21 protein-coding genes and 1 pseudogene are annotated in these 23,801 nt (G+C 73.3%); 15 read left to right on the top strand and 7 right to left on the bottom strand.

Annotated elements, in window-relative coordinates:
• Window positions 1–22: 22 nt before the first annotated feature.
• Window positions 23–1,522 (top strand): PLP-dependent aminotransferase family protein, encoded by a 1,500-nt coding sequence (locus HCC61_RS29160; protein WP_169140707.1) that lies wholly within the window; start codon window positions 23–25, stop codon window positions 1,520–1,522.
• Between the two features lie 30 nt (window positions 1,523–1,552).
• On the opposite strand, the gene HCC61_RS29155 is transcribed toward HCC61_RS29160, so the two are convergent.
• The gene (locus HCC61_RS29155; protein WP_346777438.1) at window positions 1,553–3,229 is read right to left on the bottom strand and encodes a hypothetical protein; all 1,677 of its coding nucleotides are present in this window, start codon (window positions 3,227–3,229) and stop codon (window positions 1,553–1,555) included.
• A 72-nt stretch (window positions 3,230–3,301) separates the two neighbouring features.
• Window positions 3,302–3,496, bottom strand: a complete 195-nt coding sequence (locus tag HCC61_RS29150) for a hypothetical protein (RefSeq protein ID WP_169140705.1) — start codon at window positions 3,494–3,496, stop codon at window positions 3,302–3,304.
• Window positions 3,497–3,872: 376 nt separating this feature from the next.
• Between HCC61_RS29150 and HCC61_RS29145 the strand changes: the two genes are divergently transcribed.
• The 7 genes from HCC61_RS29145 (at window position 3,873) to HCC61_RS29115 (ending at window position 11,517) form a co-directional block, all read left to right on the top strand.
• Window positions 3,873–6,977, top strand: coding sequence for a Na+/H+ antiporter subunit A (locus HCC61_RS29145; RefSeq protein ID WP_169140703.1), 3,105 nt, complete (start codon window positions 3,873–3,875; stop codon window positions 6,975–6,977).
• Window positions 6,974–7,654, top strand: a complete 681-nt coding sequence (locus HCC61_RS29140) for a Na(+)/H(+) antiporter subunit C (protein WP_169140701.1) — start codon at window positions 6,974–6,976, stop codon at window positions 7,652–7,654. The genes HCC61_RS29145 and HCC61_RS29140 overlap by 4 nt, the downstream gene beginning before the upstream one ends.
• Before the next feature lie 142 nt (window positions 7,655–7,796).
• Entirely contained in the window at window positions 7,797–9,527 is a 1,731-nt protein-coding gene (locus tag HCC61_RS29135) for a Na+/H+ antiporter subunit D (RefSeq protein WP_169140733.1), read from the top strand.
• Entirely contained in the window at window positions 9,524–10,177 is a 654-nt protein-coding gene (locus tag HCC61_RS29130) for a Na+/H+ antiporter subunit E (RefSeq protein ID WP_169140699.1), read from the top strand. The genes HCC61_RS29135 and HCC61_RS29130 overlap by 4 nt, the downstream gene beginning before the upstream one ends.
• Window positions 10,162–10,551, top strand: coding sequence for a monovalent cation/H+ antiporter complex subunit F (locus HCC61_RS29125; RefSeq protein ID WP_346777437.1), 390 nt, complete (start codon window positions 10,162–10,164; stop codon window positions 10,549–10,551). Before HCC61_RS29130 ends, HCC61_RS29125 begins: the two co-directional genes overlap by 16 nt.
• Window positions 10,548–10,922, top strand: coding sequence for a monovalent cation/H(+) antiporter subunit G (gene mnhG, locus HCC61_RS29120; RefSeq protein ID WP_169140697.1), 375 nt, complete (start codon window positions 10,548–10,550; stop codon window positions 10,920–10,922). Before HCC61_RS29125 ends, mnhG begins: the two co-directional genes overlap by 4 nt.
• 184 nt (window positions 10,923–11,106) lie before the next feature.
• Window positions 11,107–11,517, top strand: a complete 411-nt coding sequence (locus HCC61_RS29115) for an ATP-binding protein (RefSeq protein WP_346777436.1) — start codon at window positions 11,107–11,109, stop codon at window positions 11,515–11,517.
• Window positions 11,518–11,656: 139 nt separating this feature from the next.
• Here the strand turns inward: HCC61_RS29115 and HCC61_RS29110 are convergent, their stop codons facing one another.
• Complete coding sequence (locus HCC61_RS29110) at window positions 11,657–12,004, bottom strand: hypothetical protein (RefSeq protein ID WP_169140693.1); 348 nt, start codon at window positions 12,002–12,004, stop codon at window positions 11,657–11,659.
• A 610-nt stretch (window positions 12,005–12,614) separates the two neighbouring features.
• Here HCC61_RS29110 and HCC61_RS29105 point away from each other — a divergent pair.
• Window positions 12,615–13,010 (top strand): annotated as a pseudogene (locus HCC61_RS29105) (cytosine permease); the annotation flags it as partial.
• A gap of 104 nt (window positions 13,011–13,114) precedes the next feature.
• On the opposite strand, the gene HCC61_RS29100 reads toward HCC61_RS29105, so the two are convergent.
• Window positions 13,115–14,005 carry a HemK family protein methyltransferase gene (locus HCC61_RS29100; RefSeq protein ID WP_169140691.1) on the bottom strand — a complete coding sequence of 297 codons (891 nt, stop codon included), beginning with the start codon at window positions 14,003–14,005 and terminating at the stop codon, window positions 13,115–13,117.
• A 174-nt stretch (window positions 14,006–14,179) separates the two neighbouring features.
• Complete coding sequence (locus tag HCC61_RS29095; protein WP_169140689.1) at window positions 14,180–15,295, bottom strand: ScbA/BarX family gamma-butyrolactone biosynthesis protein; 1,116 nt, start codon at window positions 15,293–15,295, stop codon at window positions 14,180–14,182.
• An 85-nt stretch (window positions 15,296–15,380) separates the two neighbouring features.
• Here HCC61_RS29095 and HCC61_RS29090 point away from each other — a divergent pair, with 85 nt between their 5' ends.
• The 5 genes from HCC61_RS29090 (at window position 15,381) to HCC61_RS29070 (ending at window position 19,343) form a co-directional block, all read left to right on the top strand.
• A complete protein-coding gene (locus HCC61_RS29090) occupies window positions 15,381–16,022 on the top strand; it encodes a ScbR family autoregulator-binding transcription factor (protein WP_240969390.1) in 642 nt (213 codons plus the stop codon).
• Window positions 16,019–16,972 carry an NAD(P)-dependent oxidoreductase gene (locus HCC61_RS29085; RefSeq protein ID WP_169140687.1) on the top strand — a complete coding sequence of 318 codons (954 nt, stop codon included), beginning with the start codon at window positions 16,019–16,021 and terminating at the stop codon, window positions 16,970–16,972. Before HCC61_RS29090 ends, HCC61_RS29085 begins: the two co-directional genes overlap by 4 nt.
• Window positions 16,973–17,265: 293 nt before the next feature.
• Window positions 17,266–17,940, top strand: a complete 675-nt coding sequence (locus HCC61_RS29080) for a ScbR family autoregulator-binding transcription factor (protein WP_169140685.1) — start codon at window positions 17,266–17,268, stop codon at window positions 17,938–17,940.
• A gap of 295 nt (window positions 17,941–18,235) precedes the next feature.
• The gene (locus tag HCC61_RS29075) at window positions 18,236–18,706 is read left to right on the top strand and encodes a DoxX family protein (protein WP_169140683.1); all 471 of its coding nucleotides are present in this window, start codon (window positions 18,236–18,238) and stop codon (window positions 18,704–18,706) included.
• Between the two features lie 160 nt (window positions 18,707–18,866).
• Window positions 18,867–19,343: a DoxX family protein gene (locus tag HCC61_RS29070; protein ID WP_169140681.1), complete on the top strand. Its 477-nt coding sequence runs from the start codon at window positions 18,867–18,869 to the stop codon at window positions 19,341–19,343.
• Window positions 19,344–19,355: 12 nt separating this feature from the next.
• On the opposite strand, the gene HCC61_RS29065 is transcribed toward HCC61_RS29070, so the two are convergent.
• Together HCC61_RS29065 and HCC61_RS29060 are read right to left on the bottom strand one after the other, a co-directional pair.
• Window positions 19,356–19,712: an arsenate reductase family protein gene (locus HCC61_RS29065; protein ID WP_169140679.1), complete on the bottom strand. Its 357-nt coding sequence runs from the start codon at window positions 19,710–19,712 to the stop codon at window positions 19,356–19,358.
• Between the two features lie 89 nt (window positions 19,713–19,801).
• The gene (locus HCC61_RS29060; protein WP_169140677.1) at window positions 19,802–20,818 is read right to left on the bottom strand and encodes a LacI family DNA-binding transcriptional regulator; all 1,017 of its coding nucleotides are present in this window, start codon (window positions 20,816–20,818) and stop codon (window positions 19,802–19,804) included.
• 200 nt (window positions 20,819–21,018) lie between these two features.
• Between HCC61_RS29060 and HCC61_RS29055 the strand changes: the two genes are divergently transcribed.
• Complete coding sequence (locus HCC61_RS29055; protein ID WP_169140675.1) at window positions 21,019–23,799, top strand: glycoside hydrolase family 38 C-terminal domain-containing protein; 2,781 nt, start codon at window positions 21,019–21,021, stop codon at window positions 23,797–23,799.
• Window positions 23,800–23,801: the final 2 nt, after the last annotated feature.

Here is a 23,801-nt window from a genome sequence, read left to right as displayed (position 1 = left end):
CAGAGGAAGGTGGACCGCACACATGGTGCAGTGGACCTCTGCCGTCGGTGCACCTCAGCTGGCCCGGCTGCTGTCGTCGCAGCGCGCGGCCACCGCCGCCGACGCCGGGCACCGGGTGCCCGCCTACCGTTCACTCGCCGACGGCGTGCGCCTTCTCGTGCTGGAGGGCCGCATCCCGGTGGCCGCCCGGCTGCCCGCGGAGCGGGAGCTCGCGGCGGCGCTGCGCGTCAGCCGTACGACCGTGGCCGCCGCCTTCGAGGCGCTGCGCAACGACGGCTTTCTCGCCTCGCGGCGCGGCTCGGGCAGCTGGACCGCCGTGCCCGCGGGCAAGCCGCTGCCCACCCGCGGACTGGAGCCGCTGCCACCGGAGTCCGCCGGGTCGGTGATCGACCTGGCCTGTGCCACCTTCCTGGCGCCGGAGCCCTACCTCACCGACGCGTTCCAGGGCGCGGTCGGCGATCTCGCGTCCTACACCGGGACCCACGGCAACTACCCTGGCGGACTGCCCGCGTTGCGCGAGGCCCTGGCCGCGCGCTACACGGCGCGCGGCGTGCCGACGATGCCCGAGCAGATCATGGTCACCACGGGTGCGATGGGCGCGGTCGCGGCGCTCGCACGGCAGTTGGTGCCGCGCAGCGAGCGCGTCGCCGTCGAGCACCCCTCGTACGCGAACGTGCTGCACCTGCTGCGCGACGCCGGGGCCCGCCTCGTGCCCGTGCCCATGGCCGGCGGCCTGTCCGGCTGGGACCTGCCCGCCTGGCGGCAGGCGTACCGCGAGAGCGCGCCGCGCATGGCGTACGTCATCGCCGACTACCACAACCCCACCGGCGCGCTCGCCCCCGACGGGCAGCGCCGCGAGATGGTCGAGGCAGCACGCGCCGCCGGTACGGTCCTCGTCGCCGACGAGTCGATGACCGACCTGACCCTGGACGAGGACGTCGAACTCCCGCGTCCGATGGCCGCGTTCGACCCCGGCGGCTCCACGGTCATCACCGTCGGCTCCGTCAGCAAGGCGGTCTGGGCGGGACTGCGCATCGGCTGGGTACGGGCGGCGCCCGAGATGATCCGCAGCCTCGTCGCCGCCCGCGTCTACGCCGACCTGGGCAGCCCCGTGCTCGAACAGCTCGCCGTGGCCCGGCTGATGACGGGGGACGGATGGGAGTCGGCCGTCGCCGCGCGCCGCGCGGGCGCACGCGCCAACCGTGACGCCCTCGTCGCCGAGCTCCAAGAGCGGCTGCCCGACTGGGAGTTCACCGTCCCGAGCGGGGGACTGACGCTGTGGGCGCGCACGGGCGGCCTGTCGGGTTCGCGCATCGCCGACGCGGGCGAGCGGATCGGGGTGCGGGTGCCCGCGGGGACGCGCTTCGGCGTCGACGGTGCCTTCGAGGGCTATGTGCGGCTGCTGTTCACCGTGGCGGGCCCGGTGGTCGGCGAAGCCGTCGCGCGCCTGGCCAAGGCCGCCGATCTGGTACGTACGGGAGCCGTGGCCGAAGGGGACGTGCCGCGCACCTACGTGGCCTGAGCCCTCGGCCCGGCGGCGTGGACGACCCGGCTAGGACGCCCCCGGCCCATGCGTCTCGGACCGGTGTGTCTCGGATCTGTGCGCCCCGGGCCCGTGCGCCTCGAACCGGGGCGCCCCGGACCGGTGCGGTTCCGTTCTCTTCGTCATGTCCGTGGCCGTCGCCTGTCCCGCGAGGGCCCGGGCCTGCGTCGCGCAGAGCGGCGGCAGCAGCCCCAGCACGGCCTGCCGCCCCGCCTCGCCCGCGGCCTCGTCCAGCGGATCGGGCGCCACCGGGATCTGAAGCCGCAGCACCGGACCCGCCCCCAGCCGAGCGAACCCCCGCCCGGGAGGAGCCTGCGGCCCCGGCGGGGAGACCGTGGCCTCGCCCAGAACCGCCCACGTCTCCTCGGGCGAGGCCGCACCGAGCAGCACCCGCGCCCTGGCGTGGGAACGCAGCGCCCGCCCCAACTCGTCCGCGCACTCGAAGTGTTCGGCCACCACCACCGTCACCTGCGCCGCCCGCCCGTGTCTGAGCGGCACCCGCAGCAGCTCACGCGGGTCGCGACGCCCCTCCGTACGGGCCAGATGACTCAGCACCGCCGGCCGGTCGAGGACCACCCACAGCGGCCGGCGCACATCCTCCGGCAGGGGGCGGCCCTCCTGCCGTGCGCGGCTCGCGGCGGAAAGCCGCCGCTCCGTCTCGTGCACCGCCCACTCCAGGGACGCGACCGCGCCGGCCGGCGCGGTCTCCACGGCCAGCACGCCCTCGCGCCCGGTCAGACACGCGTAATCGCCCGAGCCGCCGCCGTCCACGATCACGACGTCGCCGTGCTCGAGGGCCTGGAGCACCACCGACCGCAGCAGCATGCTCGACCCCGCACCGGGAGCGCCCAGCACCAGCAGGTGCGGCTCGGCCGAGCGCGCGCCGGTGCGCCACACCACCGGCGGCACGTCGCGCGCCTGTCCGCCGTCGGTCACGGGAATGCGCCGGTGCACGGCCTCGGCGTCGGTGAAGCCGAGCACGATCTCGCCCGGAGCCGTCACGAAACGCTGGGCGGGGATGCCCTGCGGCAGCGGCTGAGGGGCCGTCATCTCCAGCAGGTTGCGCTCCTCGTCCCATACGAAGCGGTACTCGCGGTCCCGCCCGGACTTGGCGCACAGCCGGCGCTCCACGGCCAGCCGGTGCGCGGGGTCGCCGTCGGGGAAGTGGGCCGGATAGCGCACCAGCAGGCGTCCGATGCGCCCGTCGTCGGTGAACTCGGCCTCCTCGAAGGCTCTTTCCCACGCGCCGTCGTAGGTGTAGAGGGGCTCCGGGTCCGGGTCGTCGCGCAGGGCGAAGCAGGGCACCAGCGCCTCGTAGACCGCCTGCAACCGGGAGTTCTCCGCCTCCTCGCCGGAGCCGCCGGGCTCCGCGCCCTCGCGTCCCTGCCATGCGGCGGCTCCCACGAGTACGGCCATGGCGAACGCGGGCCCCCACGGCAGCAGGGCCACCGCCATCACGGCCACCGCCGCGAGGAAGAGCACCGGACCGCGCCGCTCCTTCGGGGCGCGGGACCACCAGCGCAGCGCCCTTACGGTCAGCCGGGCCAGCCCGCGCACGAGCATGATCAGCGGATGCAGCACGTCCAGCACGCCGTCGGCGCCGGACCGCAGGGCTTGCCGGGCGGCCGGACGCACGGGTGCGCCCGTACCGGCCGGCTGCCGGGAGAGGAGCGGCCAACGCACCACGGAACCTCCTGTGACGAATGCGGCGTGCGGTGCGAGCGGCAGCCGCCCGCACCGCACGCCGCACCCGCCGCGCTAGAACTTCAGGCCGCCCAGCAGCCCCGCCAGGCTGGCGCCGCCCGCCTTGATGCTGGGCGCGATCGCGGTGCCCGCCAGATAGAAGCCGAAGAGCGCGCAGATGAGGGCGTGGGAGATCTTGAGCCCGTCCTTGCGGGTGAAGAGGAAGATGATGAAGCCGAGCAGGAGGACGCCGGAGACGCTGAGGATCATGGGGGACTCCTGATGTAGGGGTTGCTCACCCTGAGTTCTCCAAGAGTCACAGAAAGTGGCTGAGCAGGGAAACTGGCAGACGGGTGAATTGGGGGCCAGGGCGGGCCGGGGCCCGGCGTGCGCGGGCTCAACTCCCGCCGGGGCGGCGGTCGTTGACCGAGCCCGGTGACGCCGTGCAATGACCGGACCGCGCCCGTTCCGCGCCGGTCACGGTCGTCCGTTCCTCGTCCGTCCGCCCGGGTGCGGGCTTCCGCCGTGGATGGTTCCGGGGTCCCGTGGCCGCGATCCGCCCCCGGCTGCTGTCCCGGGCCGCACTCCGAGACCGGTGACGGCTTCGTCCCCGTATTGCCTGATTCGGCGTGGAATCATCTGCGCTGTGCTGTCGCTGATCCTCCTTCACTTCGCCGGGGCATGCTCCGCTCCGCTCCTGGTGCGGTGGCTGGGCACGCGTGCGTTCCTCGTGCTGGCCCTGATCCCGGCGGCGGCACTGGGCTGGGCCGTCCGGCAGTACGGGCGCGTCGCGGACGGACATGCCGTGGTGGAGCGGTGGCCGTGGATGCCGGCGCTCGGCGTGGAACTGGACTTCCGCTGCGACGCGCTGGCCCTGCTGATGGTGGCCGTCGTCGGCGGCATCGGCGCGGTGGTCCTGGTCTACTGCGCGGGCTACTTCGCCCGGCCCGCCTTCTCCCTGGGGCAGTTCGCGGGGACGCTCACCGCGTTCGCCGGGGCGATGCTCGGCCTCGTGGTCGCCGACGACCTGGTCGTGCTGTACGTCATGTGGGAGCTGACCACCGTCTTCTCCTTCCTCCTCATCGGCCACGTGCCCGAGCGGCGCCCCAACCGGCTGGCCGCGCTCCAGGCGCTGATGGTGACCGTCGCCGGAGGACTGGCCATGCTGGTGGGCTTCCTGATGCTGGGCCACGCCGCCGGCACGTACCGCATCTCCGGGATCCTCGCCGACCCGCCGCCCGCCGGGCCCGCGGTCGTGGCGGCGCTCGTGCTGATCCTCGCCGGGGCACTGTCGAAGTCCGCGCTGTGGCCCTTCAGTTTCTGGCTGCCCGGCGCCATGGCGGCGCCCACCCCCGTGTCCGCGTATCTGCACGCCGCCGCCATGGTGAAGGCCGGGGTCTACCTCGTCGCACGCTTCGCGCCCGCCTACGCACACGTACCCGCCTGGCGCGCGACCGTGCTCACCCTCGGCGCCGCGACCATGCTGCTCGGCGGCTGGCGTGCGCTGCGCGAGAAGGACCTCAAGCGGCTGCTGGCCTACGGCACCGTCAGCCAGCTCGGCTTCCTCACCGTGCTGACCGGCACGGGCACTCGCGGCACCGCGCTGGCCGGTGCCGCGATGCTGCTCGCGCACGCCCTGTTCAAGGCCCCGCTCTTCCTCGTCGTGGGCATCATCGACCACGCGACCGGCACCCGGCACTCCGACCGGCTCTCGGGGCTGGGCCGTTCCATGCCGGCGGTGTTCGCCGTGGCCGTCGCGGCCGGTGCGTCCATGGTGGGGCTGCCGCCGGTGCTCGGATTCGCCGCGAAGGAGGCCGCGTTCACCGGCCTGCTGCACACCGGGGACGCGGGCCCGCCCGGAGCGGTGACCGTCGCCGTCACGGCGGCCGTCACTGCGGGCAGCGCGCTGACGACCGCGTACACGCTGCGCTTCCTCTGGGGCGCCTTCGCGGTGAAGCCGCCCGTAGCCGGCAGCCCGCCCGCGGCCACACCCATGCGTGCGCGTACGGGCCTGTTGCTGACCGTGCCCGCGGCCGTGTGCGTTCTCGCGGGCATCGCGCTCGGGCCGGGTGTCTTCGTCCTCGGACCGCTGCTGGGCCGCTACGCCCGCTCGTTCCCCGCGTCCGGGTCCGGGCCGTACGAACTCGCGGTGTGGCACGGGCCGGGCGTAGCGCTTCTGCTGTCCGCGATGGCCTGGGCCGCGGGCGGCGCGCTGTTCCTGAGGACGCGTCCGCTGGAACGCCTGGGGCGGCGGCTGGCACTGCCCGACGGCCGCCACGTCTTCGCCCGCTCCCTGTGGGCGCTGGAACGCACCGCCCTGGAGGTCACCGGCACCGTCCAGCGCGGATCGCTGCCCGTGTACCTCGGGACCGTGCTCGGCGTGCTGATCGCCGCCCAGAGCGTCGCCATGATCGTCGACCCGCCGTGGCGGCATGCCGGACCGGTGCGCTGGTACGACTCCGTGCCGCAGCTCGGCGTCGCCGTCGTCGTCTGCATGGTCGCCGCGCTGTGCGTGACGTCGCGTCAGCGGATGACCGCCGTGGTGCTCGCCGGTGTCACCGGATACGGCACGGCGGTGCTGTACGTACTGCACGGGGCGCCGGACCTCGCACTCACCCAGTTCGCCGTGGAGACCGTCTCCCTCGTGGTCTTCGTCCTCGTGCTGCGCAGACTTCCCGCCCGCTTCCCCGACGAGCGGCGCACCAGCACGGTGCGGCGTGTGACCCGGCTCGTGACGGGACTCGCCGCGGGCGGCTTCGCCGCCGTGCTGACGTATGTGGCCGGAGCCGCGCGGGAGAGCGCGCCGTCCGGTCCCGGGCTGACGGCGGCCACCGCACACCACGGGCTGAAGAACGTCGTCTCCACCACCCTTGTCGACCTGCGCTCCTGGGACACCCTCGGGGAGTCCGCCGTGCTCGGGGTCGCGGCGGTCGGCGTGACCAGCCTCGTCTTTCTGCGCCGCCGCACCGGCAGCCCCGTCACGGCCTGGCCCGCGGCGCCCGAGCCGGCACCCGCCGCCACGGGCCCGGCCGCCGCTTCCGCCGCGGGCCCCTCCCCGGCGCCCGGACCGTCGCGGGCACACGAACGCCGAGCGCACGGCGCCCAGGGCCGCGGCGGCGCACAGCGCGCCGGGCACGTGTGGCCCGTACCCGCCAGGTCCGGCGGCAGGGCCGGGCGCGGGCCCGCACGCCGCGGAGCTGTGGGCGCCGTCGGCGCCGTCCCGCGCCGCACATGGCTCACCGGCAGCGGCACCCTCGACCCCGAACGCCGCTCGGTGATCTTCGAGGTGCTGGCCCGGCTCGTCTTCCACCCCATCGTGGTGCTCTCCCTCTACCTGCTCTTCTGCGCCGAGAACCTGCCGGGCGGCGGCTTCAGCGCCGGTCTCGTGGCCGGGCTGGCCCTCGCCGTGCGGTATCTCGCGGGCGGACGGTACGAACTGGACGCCGCCGCACCCGTCGACGCCGGATTCCTGCTCGGCCTCGGCCTGATGACGATGACGGGGACGGGCCTGACCGGGCTGGTGCTGAGCGGCTCCGTGCTCCAAGGGGGCACCTACCACGGGGAGTTGCCGGTCGTGGGGAAGTTCCACGCCGCCAGCTCCGTGCTCTTCGACACCGGTGTCTACCTGCTCGTACTGGGAGTCGTACTGGACGTGCTGCGCAGCCTCGGCTCCGAGATCGACCGCCGCGTGGAGAGGGCCCTGCGCGAAGAGTCCCGCACCGCGCGGGCCGGCGGGGAGGCCGGGGGATGAACGAGACGGTCGCGCTCGTGGCCACCGGCGGCGCGCTCATCGCGGCGGGCACGGTGCTGCTGCTCAGCCGCCCCCTCACCCGCATCGTGCTGGGCGCCGTCGTACTGGGCAACGGCGTCAACCTCCTGCTGCTCGCCACGTCGGGCGCCGCCTCACGGGCCCCGCTGCTCTACCGGGTCCTCGGGCCGCGGCGCATCTCCGACCCGCTGCCGCAGGCGTTCGTGCTGACGGCGATCGTCATCACGCTCGCGCTGACCGCGTTCCTCTCCGCGATGGCCTACCGCGCCTGGCAGCTGTCCGGCACGGACGACGTACAGGACGACGTGGAGGACCTGCGTGTGGCACATCGCGCCGAGTACGGCGAGGAGCACGGAGAGGACGCCGACGCCCGCCGGCCGTTCAGGGAGCGGCGCGAACGGCGCGCCAGACGCCGGGAGTTGATGCTCGGCACCGGCGACGAAGCACGGCGCGCCGCCCGGCGGACGGGCGGGGAACGGTCAGGCGGCGAAGGCAGGGGAGGCGCTCCGGCGCGCATGCGCGGCGCGGGCACCCACTTCCACGAGGCCCGCCGCCGCGCCCGTGCGGAGACCAGGTCGCACCACGCGCGCGGAGTCCGTACGGAAGAGGAACCGGCGGACGAGGACATGTGGGACACCATCCTCGGGGCGGACCGTTGAACGCCCGCTGCCCCGGGACCGCCGGCCGCCCCGGGACCGCCCGCGGCCCCGCCTTCGGTCTCCGCCCCGTCCTCGGTCTCCGCCCCGCACTCGGTCCCCGTTCCGGCTCCCGTCACGGCCCGGTCCCCGGAGCCACCCGGTGATCGCCGCCTCGCCCGCGGGCGCCGACGGCCCGGCCTCGGCGCTGGTCGCCCTGCCGGTGATCCTCCCCCTGTTCGCCGCGGGGCTGAAGCTCGGCATCGGCGTACGGCTACAGCGCGCCCAGCGCGTCATCAGCACGGTCGTCCTCGCGACCGTCCTCGCGGTCGCCCTCGTACTGCTCGTCGACGCCGACCGGTACGGCCCGCAGGTCATGTACGCGGGAGGCTGGCGGCCCCCGGTCGGCATCGTCCTCGTCGCCGACCGGCTCTCTGCGCTGATGCTGGTGATCTCCTCGTCGGTGACGCTGTGCGTGCTGCTCTACTCCGTCGGCCAGGGCATGGCCGATCAGGAGGAGGCCACCCCGATGTCGGTCTTCCACCCCGCCTACCTGGTGCTGGTGGCCGGGGTCTCCGACACCTTCCTCGCGGGCGATCTCTTCAACCTCTACGTCGGATTCGAGATCATGCTGACCGCCAGCTACGTGCTGCTGACGCTCGGCGGCACCGTCACACGCATCCGCGCGGGGGCGACGTACGCGATCGTCTCGCTGCTCTCCTCCGTGCTCTTCCTCGCGGCCGTCGCCGTCGTCTACGCGGCGACGGGCACCGTGACGATGGCCGAACTCGCCCGCCGGTTCGACCAACTGCCCGCAGGCATCGCCGTGCTGGCACAGATCTCGCTGCTGGCCGTCTTCTGCACCAAGGCCGCCGTCTTCCCCCTGGCCGCCTGGCTCCCCGACTCCTATCCGACGGCGCCCGCCCCCGTCACGGCCGTCTTCGCGGGGCTGCTGACCAAGGTCGGCATCTACGCGATGCTGCGCACCCAGACCCTGCTCTTCCCCGGCGACCGGCTCAGCGGGGTGCTGATGGTCCTCGCGCTGCTGTCGCTGGTGGTGGGCATCCTCGGGGCGGTGGCGCAGACGGACCTCAAGCGGCTGCTGTCCTTCACCCTCGTCAGCCACATCGGCTACATGATCTTCGGGATCGCCCTGGCCTCCCGCGCCGGATTCGCCGGCTCGGTCTTCTACGTCGTCCACCACATCACGGTGCAGACCACGCTCTTCCTCGTCGTCGGGCTCGTCGAACGCCGGGGCGTCACCACGGACTTGAGGCGCCTCGGCGGCATCGCGAAGCTCTCGCCGGTCCTCGGGCTCGTCTTCTTCGTACCGGCGATGAACCTCGCGGGGGTGCCGCCGCTGGCGGGATTCCTGGGCAAGTTCGGGCTGCTGCGCGCGGGCGTCGCACACGGCGGCGCTCTGGTCTACGTGCTGATCGCCGCCGGAGTGGCCACGAGCCTGCTCACGCTGTACGCCCTGGCGAAGGCGTGGAACCTCGGCTTCTGGCGGGCGGCGCCGCCGCAGCTGTACGTGGTCGGGGTGGTGCTCGACACCGTCGAGACCGACGAGACGGAAGAGGAACTTCCGCAGGAGTCGGCGGGCGGCGGATCGGGCGGTGGAGCGGCGGGCGAAGCGGGCGGTGGGGCGGCCCTCGGCGGCGGCACCGGAGCCGTCGACGTGGACGTCGTCGCGGGCCGGGCCGAGGCCGCGAGCTTCGGAGGACGTGCCATCACCACCGGACAGCCCCCGGCGGCGATGCTCGTACCGACCGCCGCGCTGGTCGCCTTCGGGCTGGCGGTCACCGTGCTGGCGGGGCCGCTGTCGTCCCTGACGAGCCGCGTCGCCGCCGAGATGACCGCCCGCACCCCGTATGTGAAGGCGGTGATCGGCCGATGAGTGAACAGTCCGCCGCCGGGCCGGGCACGCCGGACCCCGCGGGCGGAGTGCCGGGCGGACCCCCTCGCGGCCGCAGCCGGATCCGGGCCGCGCAGTGGCCGACGGTGCTCGGGCTGACCGTGCTGTGGGTGCTGCTGTGGGGCACGCTGAGCGCCGCCAACGTCCTCACGGGCGTACTCGTCGGCGTCGTGGTGTGCGTGATCTTCCCGCTGCCCCCGATCGAGACCCAGGTACGGCTGCGTCCCGTCGGCGTCCTGCGCTTCACGGTCCGGTTCGTGCTCGACATGGCCGCGTCGAGCTGGCGTCTCAACAGATACATCCTCGGCACGCGGCCTCCGGTGTGCGCGGTGCTGGCGGTACGGATGCGCAGCCCCAGCGACCTGATGCTGACGGCCACGTCCGTCGCGGTCGCGGCCGTCCCCGGCAGCAACGTCCTCGACGTGCACAGGGCTTCGGGAACGATGTACGTGCACGTGATGGGCGCGGAGGGAGAGACCGAGCGCGAGCGGGCGCGGTATGAGGTGCTGCGCCTGGAGGACCGCGTGGTGCGGGCCTTCGGCACCCGCGCCGACGTCGCGGCCCTCGACGCGCGCCGCGGCGGGGTCACGGGCGGTTCCGGCGGAGGGAGCGGCCCGTGGACACGGCCCTGAGCGTCGTCGTGGGGATGCTGCTCGCCTCCGGGGCGCTCGTCACCGTACGGCTGGTACGCGGGCCTTCGACCCTCGACCGTGCCGTGGCCCTCGACGCCCTGGCCGCCGTGGTGATGGCGGGCATCGGCGTCCTCACCGCGGCACGGCAGATCCCGTACTACCTGCCGGCGCTGCTGGTCCTGTCGTTCCTCGGCTTCACCGGCTCGGTGAGCATCGCCCGCTTCCTCGCGCTGCGGGACGAGGCGGGAAGCGAGGACCCGGACGAGGGCGGCGGAGGCGGCGAGCGGGCCGCCGCCGGTCATGACGGCCCGCACGGCGGCCGCAACGGGAAGCGCGCCGACGGCGGCGCGGCGGAGCAGGGGAGCGGCGGATGAACTGGTCGGGGGCCGCGGACATCGCGGCCATGGCGTGCATGATGGCGGGCGCCGTGCTGTGCCTGCTCGCGGGGATCGGGCTCGTACGGCTGCCGGACGTGCTGACGCGGATGCACGCCGCCACCAAGCCGCAGGTGCTCGGCCTGCTGTTCGTTCTCGTCGGGGCGGGCCTGAGACTGCGCAGCGCCGCCGACCTTGGGACGCTGCTCCTCGTCGGGATCTTCCAGCTGCTGACCGTGCCCGTGGCGGCGCACATGGTCGGGCGGGCCGCGTACCGCACGGGCAGGACGGACCGCGAGCATCTCGTCGTCGACGAACTCGCCGCGGCAGCGGAGAAGTCCGACAAGTCTCCGGGCGGGCACAGCCGTTGAGGCACGGCCGCGGCCTCCGTGTGTCAAGGAAAAGTGAAGCTTTCGCCCGGGATGTCCCGGTCGCGCCGCGCGGTGAATGCCCGCGCTCCCGCCGGGAAAGACAGTCCGCAGGTCTCGATTCGCGCAGCCGGCCCCGGCAGCCCCGGGCGTACGCCGGCACCGAGGGGAAGTGAACGTCATGCGCGTGAGTCCGCGCCGGCCGCGGCACATCGCACGCGTCGAGTACACACTGCCGCGCAGGGCCGCGTCGGCCCGCTGGGCCCGCCAGCTGACCACCGGATTCCTCACCGGCAGCCATACGCCTCCGGAGGCGGCGCACCGCGTCGACGAGGCGAGGCTGATCGTCTCCGAGCTCGTCACCAACGCGGCGCTGCACGGTCAGGGACGTTGCCGGCTGCGGCTGAGCAGCGGCGAGGGCACCGTCACGGTCGAAGTACGCGACGAGGGCCGCCGGTTGCCGCGTGTGCGGCGGCCCGCCCGCGAGAGCGAGAGCGGCAGGGGCATCGCGATGGTCAGCAGCCTCGCCCGCCGGATGGACGTCACCGCCGCGCCCGGCGGGGGCAAGACGGTCAGCGCCGTTCTGGACGCGGCTTAGAGGGGAGCGCCGGGCCGCAGGCCCGCTGGCTCGGAAGGCCTCTGGCCCCGGCGGACCTCCGCTCCGTAAGTCCGCCGCGGAACCGTTCCGGTGACGGCCGGGGGGCCGGATGGCCAACTCCTGCCGCGGCGGCGGGAGTTCAGGACTGCCGCGACCACGTGGCCCACGCGGAGGCCACGTCCGAGTGCAGACGGCACCGCGCGTCCGCAGCCAGCCGCTCCCTGAAGTCCTCGTGCGCGCCGACGATGTGGAAGCGCAGCCGGGCGCCTGCCGGCAGCAGCCGGAGGAGTTCGGCTGCGGAAAGGGAGCTGTCCCAGCGCACCGCGTTGAGGTCGAGGTAGATCTGCGTCCGCTCGTCCGTGGCGCGGGCGCTCAGGCTGTAGTGGAGGACTCTGAGCGTGGCGCCGGACAGCGTGCCGCTCACCGCCATCCACACGCGCCGGCCCGCGACGGCCAGGACTCGCACCTGTATCGTCGCCGTCCCCATGAAAGCCCTTGTCCAGACTGCGCGTTCGCGCGCGGCACGGGCAACGCCCGTACTGCTGCGGACCGCGCAGATCGATCGTTCTGACTGCCGTTCCCTGGCCGACGCACACAAGTATCACGGCCGGGTCGACGTTCGGGGAGGCGGGTGAACGAACGGCACGTTCCCCCCTCAATTCCTCACGAGAACGCCCTCGTTCCGGTTGTCTGGTCTTCCCGGGCCGCGGTGCCGCGCGGGGCTCCGGAACCTGCTCGGCGGTACGCCGCGACTCCGGAGGCGCCCTCGACGGTCATGGCAGAACGCGGTTGCTTCGCACGTCACGGGGCGGTGCGCCCCGCGGAGGCCCGGAGGCCCGGGGTCCGGGCCTCCCGGCAGAGCCGTGTCCAGCAGCGCCGTGCTCGCGGCCGGAATGCCCGACAGCCCCAACAGCGCCCCGACGGTGCGTACTTGACGCGGCACCGCACCCGCCAGCAGGCTCCAAGCGTCGGATCAGGCCGGACGGGGGTGCCAAGTGGCCGGTACGGAGGCGGGATCACAGGACTCGCCGCAGCCGCCGCACGCACCCGGCGGGCACGCCGCCGCCGAGCGGCCCGCCCGCAAGGCCGCGCTCGCCGTGGAGACCAACGGCCTCGACATCATCGGCGGCACCGAGCGCAAAGGACGGCCCGCGCAGCTGTTCTGGCCGTGGTTCGCCTCCAACGTCTCGGTGCTGGGCCTGAGTTACGGCTCCTTCGCGCTCGGATTCGGCATCGGCTTCTGGCAGGCCCTGGCCGCCGGCATCGCGGGCATCGTCTTCTCCTTCCTGCTCTGCGGCCTCGTCGCGGTGGCGGGGAAGCGCGGATCCGCGCCGACGATGGTGCTCAGCCGGGCGGCGTTCGGAGTGCGCGGCAACAGGCTGCCCTCCGCCGTCTCCTGGGTGCTGACGGTCGGCTGGGAGACCGTGCTGGTCATCCTCGCCACGCTCGCCACGGCGACGGTCTTCGACCGGCTGGGCTGGGGCGGAGGCACCGGCCCCGGTGTCTCCGCCAGCCGCACGGAAGCCGGTACGGACGAGGGCGGCTGAGCGATCGGGGCCCGGCGGCCGACCGGTGCCGGGCTCAGACGATCAACCGGTCAAGTCCGCCCGTCGCGGGAGGCGTTGCGGCGTCCGGTGACGACGGTGGCGGCCGGTTCCTCGCGGCGGGCCGTCCGCACCGTGAGCCCGCCGCGCTCCAACACCCTTGCGGCCGCCTCGACTTGGTCCTCGCTCGTCTCCACCAGCAGCCGGCCACCCGGTGCGAGCCAGTGCCGCACCTCGGCGGCCACCCGGCGCAGCACATCGAGCCCGTCCGCACCGCCGTCCAGCGCGATCACCGGCTCGTGGTCGCGGGCCTCCGCAGGCAGCAGCCCCAGCGAATCCGTGGGCACATACGGCACGTTGGCGAGCAGCACGTCGACGCGGCCCCTCAGCACCGCCGGAAGCGCCGCGAACAGGTCGCCTTCGTGGACCCGGCCGCCGGCGGCGGCGACGTTGCGGCGTGCACACCGCACGGCTGCCGGATCGATATCGGCGGCGTGCAGTTCGACCGCACCGGCGGCTCCGGCGGCACCGGCGGCACCCGCCGCGCCGCTGCCCTGCTCGTGCGGCGGGTGCTCACGTGCCACCGCAGCCGCGAGCGCGGCGCCCAGCGCGCCCGAACCGCAGCACAGATCGACCACCAGGCTTCCGGGACGGGTGACGGCCGCGGCCTGCCGTACGAGGAACTCGGTGCGCCTGCGCGGCACGAACACCCCCGGCTCCACCACCATCCGCATGCCGCAGAACTCCGCCCGGCCCAGGACGTGTTCGAGGGGGAGCCCCGTGGCCCGGCGCTCGGCCATGGCGGCCAGCTCAGCGGCCGTACCGGCGGCGGACAGCATCAACTCGGCCTCGTCCTCGGCGAATACGCAGCCCGCCTCACGAAGGCGGGCGGCCAGTGCCGAGCACGAGACCCACGGGGGATCGGATGGGGGAGGGACAGACATACGGCGCGTGCCTCTCAGGGGTCCGGACCGGGCTCCCGGCTCCCGTGCGGGCTGCGTCGGCGCTTCAGCGGGACGGAGCGTCAGCGGCGCGGACCTCGCCGCGCGGGAGGGGAACTTCCACGGTGGTGATGGCTCCCACCTCCTCGGACGGCGTGTGTGCTGAGGGAGGCAACCCTACCCGAGGCCCGGCGGGACGGCGGCGGGCGCCGTGTCTCCCTTCCTCCCGGCCGGTCCGGCGGCGTCCGGCGTCTCCTCTGTGACGAAGCCGACCACCGCGCTGAACGCCTTCTCGCCGTGCTGTGTGATCTCCACGGTCACGGTGCGCTCCCCGCTCGGCTGCGGCGCTCCCGCCGCCGGAGCCACGGGACCGGGGGAGACGTCGACCCAACCGGGCTCGTCCAGGTCGACATAGCGGTGGAAGTCCGCGTCCATGCGCGTCAGCCGCGGCCGGTGCGGAGCTGCGGCGAGGTGCGAGACCTGCCGGGCGGCCTCCATCAGCAGCATGCCGGGTGCGTGGTCGACGGGGTGGTCGAAGAGCCACGGACTCGACGTGAGCACCCGCAGCTGCCGGCGAGGCCAACTCCCCTCCCCGCCACGCCCGTTGACGACCCGCCCGGCTCTCCCCGCCACGGCCGTGCCGTCCCCGTCCCCGTCCCCGTCGTCGGCCGCGGCCAGCACCACCTCCCGTTCGCTCTCGCGCCCGACCAGCGCCGGGGCCAGCGGACGCGGCGGCACGAGAGCGGCGGCCATGGCCTCCGGCGGCGCGGGCGTGCCCGGGCCGCGAAGCCGCCGGTACACCGCGGGGCTGTGCGCGCTGTAGACGGTGGACACGGTGCCGAGGGTGCGCTCCCCGCAGTGCACGCTCATCGTCAGCGCGATCTGGCGCTTCCGGGCCCCGTGCTCGGGGGGCCGGGACGCCGACAGCCGCAGCGTCACCTCGGCCGGGCTGCCCGACACCGCCAAGAAGGGCACCGAGAAGACGCAGTGCTGGTGGTCCCATATGAGCTGATGCCCGGCCGGAACCCCGAACGCCGCGTGCGCGAACAGCGGAAGCGCCTGCCGGGTCGTCTCGACCAGCAGCATCGGATCCTGTACGCCTCCGTCGTCCGTACGCCAGAAACCGTGGTCCCGGGGCCACTGCGCACCGACCTCGAACTCCCGCTCCCCGGACTGCCGCCAGCCGGTCAGCAGCACCTCCGTGTGCGCGGTCTTGTGCACCAGCTCCCGCGGCACGGGCCACGAGTACGCTGTGTTCTCCGGCAGTTGGGGCACATCGGGGGTGAAAGCCATGTGCGGTCCTCCGGGCGGGTGCGGTCCGAGAAAATGACAGAGACCTGTGCCTGAAAGACGATAGAACCACTGGGGACGAGATCGGATGGCTGCGGCGAGAGCGAAACCGATGCAGCAACGTGCCGTGGAGACACGCCAGTTGATCCTGGAAGCGGCGGCTGAGGTTTTCGATGAGGGGGGCTACAAGGCGGCACGGATCACGGAGATCATGCAACGGGCGGGCATCACCCAGGGAGCCCTCTACTTCCACTTCTCCTCGAAGCTGGACCTGGCCCGTACGGTCATGCACGCCCAGCGCGACGCGGTCGTACTGCCGCCGGGGCCGGACGGGTTGCAGCGCCTCATCGACACGACCCTCCTCCTCGCCCGCGAGCTCCAGACCAACAAGCTTCTGCGCGCGGGGGTGCGGCTCGCCGTGGAGCAGGAGGAGATAGGCTTCCGCGACGACGAGCCGTACCGGCAGTGGGCGGAGGTCTTCCGCGGCCAGCTCGCCGCCGCGGAGTCAAGAGGCCAGCTGCGCAACGGAGTCGAGGTCGAGCGACTCGCGGTGCTCTTGGTCGGCTGCTACACCGGTGTGCAGCACTTCTCCAAACTCTCCTGCCGGCGCGAGGACTTGCCCGACCGCATCGCGGACCTGTGGCAGTACATGCTGCTGGGGATCGCACCGCCGCAGGTGGCCGCGGAACTCGTCGTCAACCCGGAGACCCCGCTGCTGGCGGCCGGATGACCGCAAGGGTGGTGCTCACCGGCGCGAGCGGCTTCATAGGCTCGGCGGTCCTGCGCCGCCTGACGGGGCAGGACGCGGACGTACGGGTCCTCGCCCGCCGGGACCTCCCGCTGCCCGCCGGGGTCGAGCAGGTCCACGCCGACCTCGCCCGGCCCGGAACCCTCACCGGGGCCTGCTCCGGTGCGCGCGTGCTGGTGCACGCCGCCTCCCACATCGGCTCCGACGAGCAACTGTGCACCCGGGTCAACGACTTGGGCACCGACGCGCTGATGCGCGAAGCCGAGCGGGCCGGCGTGGAGCGCATCGTGTCGCTGTCCACCACCGCCGTCTACGGACGCGGACCCCACCGCGGCGCCGCTGTCGGCGACCTGGAACCCGCTCCGGGCTCGCCCGCCAGCCGCAGCAGACTCGCCGGCGAGGCGCACGCCCTGCGGCACGGCGCCCTCGTACTGCGGACCGGCCTGGTCACCGGGGCGGGGGACCGCTGGGTCGTCCCCGCTCTGGCCGAACTCGTGCGCCGCGTACCGGGTCACTGGCGCGGAGGGCGGGCGGAGCTGTCCATGATCGACGTGAACGATCTGGCGCGGCTCGTCACCACCGCCGCGCTCGCGACGACAGGCCCGTCCGGCTCCGGTGATCCGGCCCGCGGGGTCCGGCACGCCGTGCACCCCGAGCCCGTACGCAACCGGGACCTGCTGGGAAGGCTCGCACAGCTCGGCGTACTGCCGCCCGTCCGCGGGGAGTTGACGTGGCGGGAGTGCCAGGATCTGCTGGAGGCGCATCCCGGCCGCGTCGGCGAACGCCAGCTGAGGCTGCTGGCCTTCGACCACCACTACGCCACGGACGTGTGGCAGGCCTGCCGGTCGGCCCCCGGCGAGGGCCCGTTGGCCGCGCTCGGCGAGGCCGCCCCCTGGTACCGCGCCCATCTCGCGCGTACGGCCTCGTCCTGACCTTCGGACCCCTGGACCCCCTGACCTGCCCCCCTGACTCCTGACGTACGGCCCGAAGTCCGCCCTACGGCCCTGAAGTCCGCCGTACGGCCCGGCACCACCCGCACCGCCGGCACCTCTTCAGCACCCCGGGACGCCTGCTGTCAGGAGACTCTGTCACCCCTTCCGGCGCAAAAAAACAGAACACTTTGTATGTTTGTGGAGGCGGCAGTTTCTCGACTCCCCACAGCACTGCCGCCCCTGACGGTCCGTCTCCCCGCGGACCGGAACGCATTGAAGGGAAAGAAAGCCGAATGAGGCAAGAGCGCGCAGAACTCACCCGGCAGGCACTGACGATGGCGGCGGCGAAGTCGTTCGACCGCCTCGGCTACCAGCGCACCACGCTGTTCGAGGTCAGCCGCGGCGCAGCGATGAGCAAGGGCGCTCTCTCCTTCCACTTCGGAAGCAAGGAAGAGCTCGCCGACACCGTACGCCGCGAGGCCTGCACCCGTTCCTACCGTGCCGCCGAACTGCTCCGGGACAAGGCGCAGCCCGCACTCCAGACCCTCGTCGACCTGACTCACCTCGTGGCCCACCAGCTGGAACACGACCATCTGGCGAGGGCCGCGGTGAAGCTCGCACGCGAACTGGACACCCCGCCAGACCCGGAGGTGAACCCGTTCGCCTGCTGGCAGCAGGTCTTCACCGACGTGGCCCGCGAAGCGGAGAAGGAGGGCACGCTGCGCGGCGAGGCCACCACGGAGGCCGTCGCCGAACTCGCCTTCTGCCTCGCCTCCGGAGCCCACTCCGAACAGACCAGCCGCACGGGCGACTCGGGCGCCGATGTGCACCAACGCCTCGCAGGGCACTGGCAGTTGCTGCTGCACGGCCTCGTGACGCAGCCCGGACCGTCCGGCCTGCGGAGCGCCGGCACCGAGGCGGACTGGCTGCGGACGGTGGAACGACAGCGGATCCGCGAGGCGGACTGAGCCCGTCACGCTACGCGCATAACACCGTTCGCAGGGCCACCGGGTGCCGTGCGGTGGGCGGCCGTCGCCCGCCGTACGGGAGGCTGGCGGACCGGATGTCGACCATGATGGACAACTGTCTGCGCTGCGTACCGGGCACGTGATACGGATCTCACAGGCCCCGCGTTCCACGCGGGGGCGGCGCCCTCGCTTCTGCCGTGGCGGGGGAGTTCCGCCGAGGCCGTGCCGGTGGTAGACGTCAGCTGCCGGGCCGCCCCGGCAATCGCGTCTGCACCGTCCGCAGAAGGAGTCCATCATGGCGAACGCGAGCGGCATCCCGCCGACCTCCCAGGCCGGTCCCTCGGCCGCACGTCCCTCCCGCCCTCAAGGACCGGCCCGTATCGCGCTCGAAGTCGCCCTGTGGGCCGTGCAGTTGTACCTCGCGTACTTCATGATCACGGTCGGGGCGCTGCCTGCGCTGACCGCCGACTCCGGCGCCAAGGGGACCTTCCAGGACATCGGCTTCGGCCTGTGGTTCATGTACCTCACCGGCGTGCTCGAACTGCTGGGCGCCGTCGGCCTGATCACGCCCTGGTTCTCCGGTCTCGCCGCGCTCGGGCTGATGTTCGTGATGTCGGGCGCGTGCCTGACGCACCTCACCCTCTACGACGGCCGCGGAGTCTCCACCCCGGCGCTGATCCTCATCCCGCTCGCGCTCGTCGTCATCGGCCGCTGGTCGACGGTGAGGAAGCTCGGCGCGTGGCTCACGGGCGGACACCGGAACTGACCTGCCAGACGCCGGATTCCGCCCCCTTTGGCCGCCTTGGCCGGGACGGCGGCGTCCGGCGCCTCTTCGACGGGCCCCTGCGAGCCGTCGCGATGAGAAACCCGTGCGCGACGGGTCTGCTCCCGGGGTATGGAAAGTGCACACCCGAGAGGAGAACGTCATGAACCAGTCCGCAGACACCCCGTCGGGCACCCCGGCCGAGGGGCCGGCCGCATCGGGACCGGTGGCCCGGCAGGGACGGGGCAAGGAGATCGCCCTGCGCGTACTACAGGTGGTGGTCGGCCTGTTCTACGCGCTCGGCAGCGCGGTTCCCAAGCTGATCGGCCAGCAGATGGCGGTGGACACCTTCCAGGACATCGGCGCCGGCATGTGGCTGATGTATCTCGTCGGCGTCCTCGAACTCGCCGGCGGAATAGGGCTGATCACGCCGTGGCTGTCGGGTCTGGCCGCCCTGGGGCTGATCGCCTTGATGATCGGTGCGTTCATCACGCAGCTCACCGTCTTCCACGGCGACTCGGCCGCCTTCCCGCTGGTGATGATCGTCCCGCTCGCCGTCATCGCATGGGGACGCCGGAGCACGCTGAAGGCTCTGCCCACGCTGCTGCACGGCAAGCCGGGTGCCCGGCCCGCCCCTTGAGCAGCGGGCTCCTCATTCCAGTACGGACCTGACGGATTCCGGCGAGCGGCCCACCACGGCACTCCCGTCGTCCGCGGTGATGATCGGCCGCTGGATCAGGGAGGGGTGGGCCGCGAGCGCGTCGATCCACCGGTCGCGGCTCTCCGGGTCACGGGGCCAGGAGGCGATGCCGAGTTCGGCGGCGGCGGGCTCGCCGGTGCGGGCGATGTCCCACGGCTCCAGCCCCAACCGCCGCAGTACGTCGACCAGTTCAGCCGGAGCCGGCGGGTCGTCGAGGTAGCGGCGGACGGTGTATTCCGCGCCTTCCTCGTCCAGCACCGACAGTGCCGAACGGCACTTGGAACAGGCGGGGTTGATCCAGATCTCCACGCTCTCGGCCTTTCGGTTCGGCGGCCGGGCGCCGGCCGCCGGGGGTCACTGAGAACAGCCGCGAACGGGGTGGGGCCGGGCGCGGCCGTTCACCGTGGGCCGCTTCCCGCCGCGGCCTGAGGCCCCGGAATCTCACCCGAGCCGCGGGTGATCAGCTTCGTCGGCAGCGTCGTCCTGGCCGGTGCGGGGGAGTGGCCCGCCATCCGCTCGAACATCAGCCGGGCGGCGGTCCGCCCGATCTCCTCGACGTCGTGGGAGATCACCGTGACCGGCGGGTCGATCAGCTCGGCCGTCTCGAAGTCGTCGAAGCCGACCAGCGCCACCTTCCTGCTCAGACCGAGGGCGCGCAGCGCGCGCACGGCCCCGATGGTGCACTGGTTGTTGAGCGTGAAGAGCGCCGTGGGCGGCCGGGAGGAGCCGAGGAGCTCCCGGCACGCCTGCATGGCCTCCTCGGCGGTGCGCGCGCCCAGGCGCGTCGACTCCGGTTCGTAGGGCAGGTTCCCGGCGCGCAGCGCGTCGCGGTGGCCGCTGACGCGCTCGGCGACGGAGAAGATCCGCTCGTCGTCCCCGATGAGCCCGATGCCCCGGTGCCCCTGGCGGATGAGGTGCGTGGTGGCCTCGCGGGCGCCCTCGGCGTGGTCGGTGAGGACGGCGTCTGCCGCTATGCCGTGCGGTGGCCGGTCGACGAAGACGACGGGGACGCCGGCTTGCTGTTCGGGCCGCAGGAAACCGTGATCCTCCCCTGAGGGAACGACGATCAGGCCGTCCACCCGCCGTGAGCACAGCGCCGTCAGCGTCTCGCGCTCGCGTGCGGCCGTACCGGAGGAGGCGGTCAGCACCAGGCTGCCCTGCTCCCGGGCGATCTCGTCGATGCCGTGCACGAGGCTGTCGTGGAAGCGCGTGCCGGCCTGCGGCAGGGCGAGCCCGATGGTGCGCGTCCGGTCGCTCTGGCGCAGGCCCCGCGCCAAGTCGTTGCGGCGGAAGCCGAGTTCGGCCATGGCCTGGAGGATGCGCTCCGAGGTGGCGGCCGAGACTCCCTCTTCGCCGTTGAGGACCCGGGAGACGCTCTTGATGCTCGTGCCGACGTGCGCGGCGACGTCCTTCATCGTGGGGCGTCCCGCCCGGCCGTCTGCCCTGCCCGTCCCGGACACCGGTCCCGGCACCCCCTCATGGGTCGACGGCTGTGCGTGAATTCCGCCGCGGCTCTTGACGTCGGCGCACGACAAGTGTGCACTGCTCCCGCAAGTACGTCAACGTTGTCGGTCAACGTTGACGTTCGTTCTGCGCCCTTCCGTACAGGAGAAACGTGCACGTCCCCGCCCCGTCGCCCGCATCGGCGGCGTCCCAGGAACCCCTCGCAGTCGTGGTGCCGCACACCCACTGGGACCGCGAGTGGTACAGCCCGTTCGAGACGATGCGCTTCGCGCTCGTGCAGTTCCTGGACGAACTGATCGACGTGCTCGAAGAAGACCCCGCTCTGCCCGCCTTCCTGCTCGACGGGCAGGCGGTGATCCTCGAGGACTACACGGAGATCCGCACCGGGCGTAAGGCGCGGCTCACGGCCCTGGTCGAGGCGGGGCGGCTGCGGCCGGGCCCGTTCTACGTGCAGCCGGACGAGTTCCACGTCTCCGGCGAGGCACTGGTGCGCAACCTGCTGATCGGCTGCCGGGTCAGCGGCGAGTACGGGCATGTGATGCGCGAGGGATATCTGCCGGACACCTTCGGCCACGTGCACCAACTCCCGCAGATCCTGCGGGGGTTCGGCATCGGCACCTTCTACGCCATGCGCGGCTTCGGGGACGAGACCGCGGCCGCCGGCAGCGAGTTCCAGTGGAGCGCCCCCGACGGTTCGCGGGTCAGGGTGCACTGGCTCGCCGAGAGCTACTCCAACGCCGCCGTCCTCACCGGCGACCCCGAGACCCTCTCCCTCCACCACGGCATCCTCGTCGGCTACGACCGCCTCGGCGAGCTGCTGGACCGCCTCGGCGAACGGTCCCGTACGGGTGTCCTGTTGCTGCTGAACGGCGGCGACCACCTGCGGGCGCAGCAGGGAGTGCCGGAGATGGTCCGCTCCCTCGACGACGCCCAGAAGTCGGCCGGCGGACCGCGGCTGCGGCTGGGCGGGCTGGAGGAGTTCCGCCGGCTCACCGACGAACGGCCCCAGCCGCAGGCCGAGTTCAGCGGCGAGCTGCGCTACGGACGCAAGCACGACGTCTTCGACGGGATCGGCTCGACCCGTACGCCGATGAAGCGGCTGAACGAATCCACCGAGACCCGGCTCTGCGGGATCGCCGAACGGCTCGACGCCGTCGCCGCCGTGCAGGACGGCCGCAGCCACCTCGACTCGCTCCGCCACTCCTGGCGGGAACTGGTCAAGAACTACGCCCACGACTCGATCTGCGGCTGCTCCGTCGACGAGGTCCACGAGGAGATGCACACACGCTTCGCCCGGGTCGGGCAGACAGCCGACGCCGTGGCCGGAGACGCGCTGGCCCGCATCGCACACGGCGCGGCCGCCTCCGCCGCGCCCGGCGACGGCGGCGATGGTCACGGCGGCATACCCGTCGCCGTGTTCAACCCCAGCGCCTTCCCCCGCTCGGGACAGGTGAGCGTCGACGTCGTCCCCGACCCCGAAGTGCCGCTGGGCCGACGGCTGTTCGGCTGGACCCAGCCCTCCGCCCGTACGGACTGGAGCCGTTGCGCACTCGTCGGACCCGGCGGGCTGCGGGTGCCCTTCACCGCCGAACCCGCCCCGGCCGTACGGGTCGAGGACACCCTGAACCGCCGCAAGGAGATACGCCGGGACCGGCTGACCTTCCACGCCGAGGACGTCCCCGCCCTCGCCCCGGCCCTGTACCGCCTCGTGCCGCTGGACGACGCGCCCCAGAACCCCGGCCCCGCCGCGTACCCGACCACCGTCCGCGAAGGGCGCACCCTCGACAACGGCCTCCTCCGCGCCGGGATCGCACCGGACGGCACCCTCACCGTCACCGACCTCTCCACCGGCCGCCGGCACAGCGGACTGATGGAGCTGCTCGACGACGGCGACGCCGGCGACGAGTACGGCTTCGGCCCACTCACCGGGGACCGGCCCGTCTCATCCAAGGCCGCCGCCTGGGACATCACGGACGGTCCGGGGGAGGGCACGCTGCACGCCCGTACCGTGCTCACCGTTCCCGCCGCACTCAACTCCGGGCGCACCGCCCGCAGCGAGCGCACAGCCGAAGTGGCCGTCGCGCTCACCGTGCGGCTTCCGCGCGGCGCCGACCGCGTGGAGACGGAAGTGACCGTCGACAACACCGCCGAGGACCACCGGCTCCGGCTGCGGCTGCCCACCGGCCTGCACACGGACCACTCGCTGGCCGAGTCCGCCTACGGCATCGTCCGGCGCTCCGCCGAGCAGCCCGGGGGAGAGGGCTGGCGCGACCGTCCCACCGGGGCGTTCGCGATGCGGCGCTTCGCCGCGCTGGAGGACGCGGAGGCCGGGCTGGCCGTCTTCACGGAGGGCCTGCACGAGTACAGGCACACCGACGGCCATGTGCTCGACGTGACGCTGCTTCGCTGCGTCGGCTGGCTGGCACGGCAGGACCACCCGCTGCGCCCCCACAAGGTCGGGCCCGAACTGGCCACGCCCGGCGCCCAGTTGCCGGGCCGGCACACCTTCCGCGTGGCGCTGCGCCCGTACGGCGGCAGTGGATCCACCGCCGGGCTGTACCGCACCGCCGAGGAGTTCGCCCTGCCGCTGCTGACGCACGCGGTGCAGGGTGCCCTGCCCGGCGGGCCCGCACGGAGCGCGCCGCCGCTGGGGCTCGGCGCCGAACCGGCCGAGGCCGTCGTGACCGCCGTGAAGAGCGCGGAGGACGGCGACGGGATCGTGGTGCGCCTGTTCAACAGCGGCGGCACCCCCGTCACCGCCACCCTCGCCCCCGCGTTCCCGGTGGCCTCCGCCGGGTCCTGCGACCTGGAGGAGAACGCCCTTCAGCAGCTGGAGATCCAGCACGACGGCACCCTGCGGCTGCCGCTCCCCGGCGGCCGGATCACCACCCTGCGGCTGCGGCCCGCAGCACCGACCGCCAGGAGGCGATGACG

Origin of the sequence: Streptomyces sp. HNM0575, from assembly GCF_012726265.1 — a bacterium.
In the GTDB taxonomy this organism is placed as follows: Bacteria; Actinomycetota; Actinomycetes; order Streptomycetales; family Streptomycetaceae; genus Streptomyces.
The sequence above is the reverse complement of the archived record's forward strand: the minus strand, read 5'-3'. Positions and strand labels throughout refer to the sequence as shown.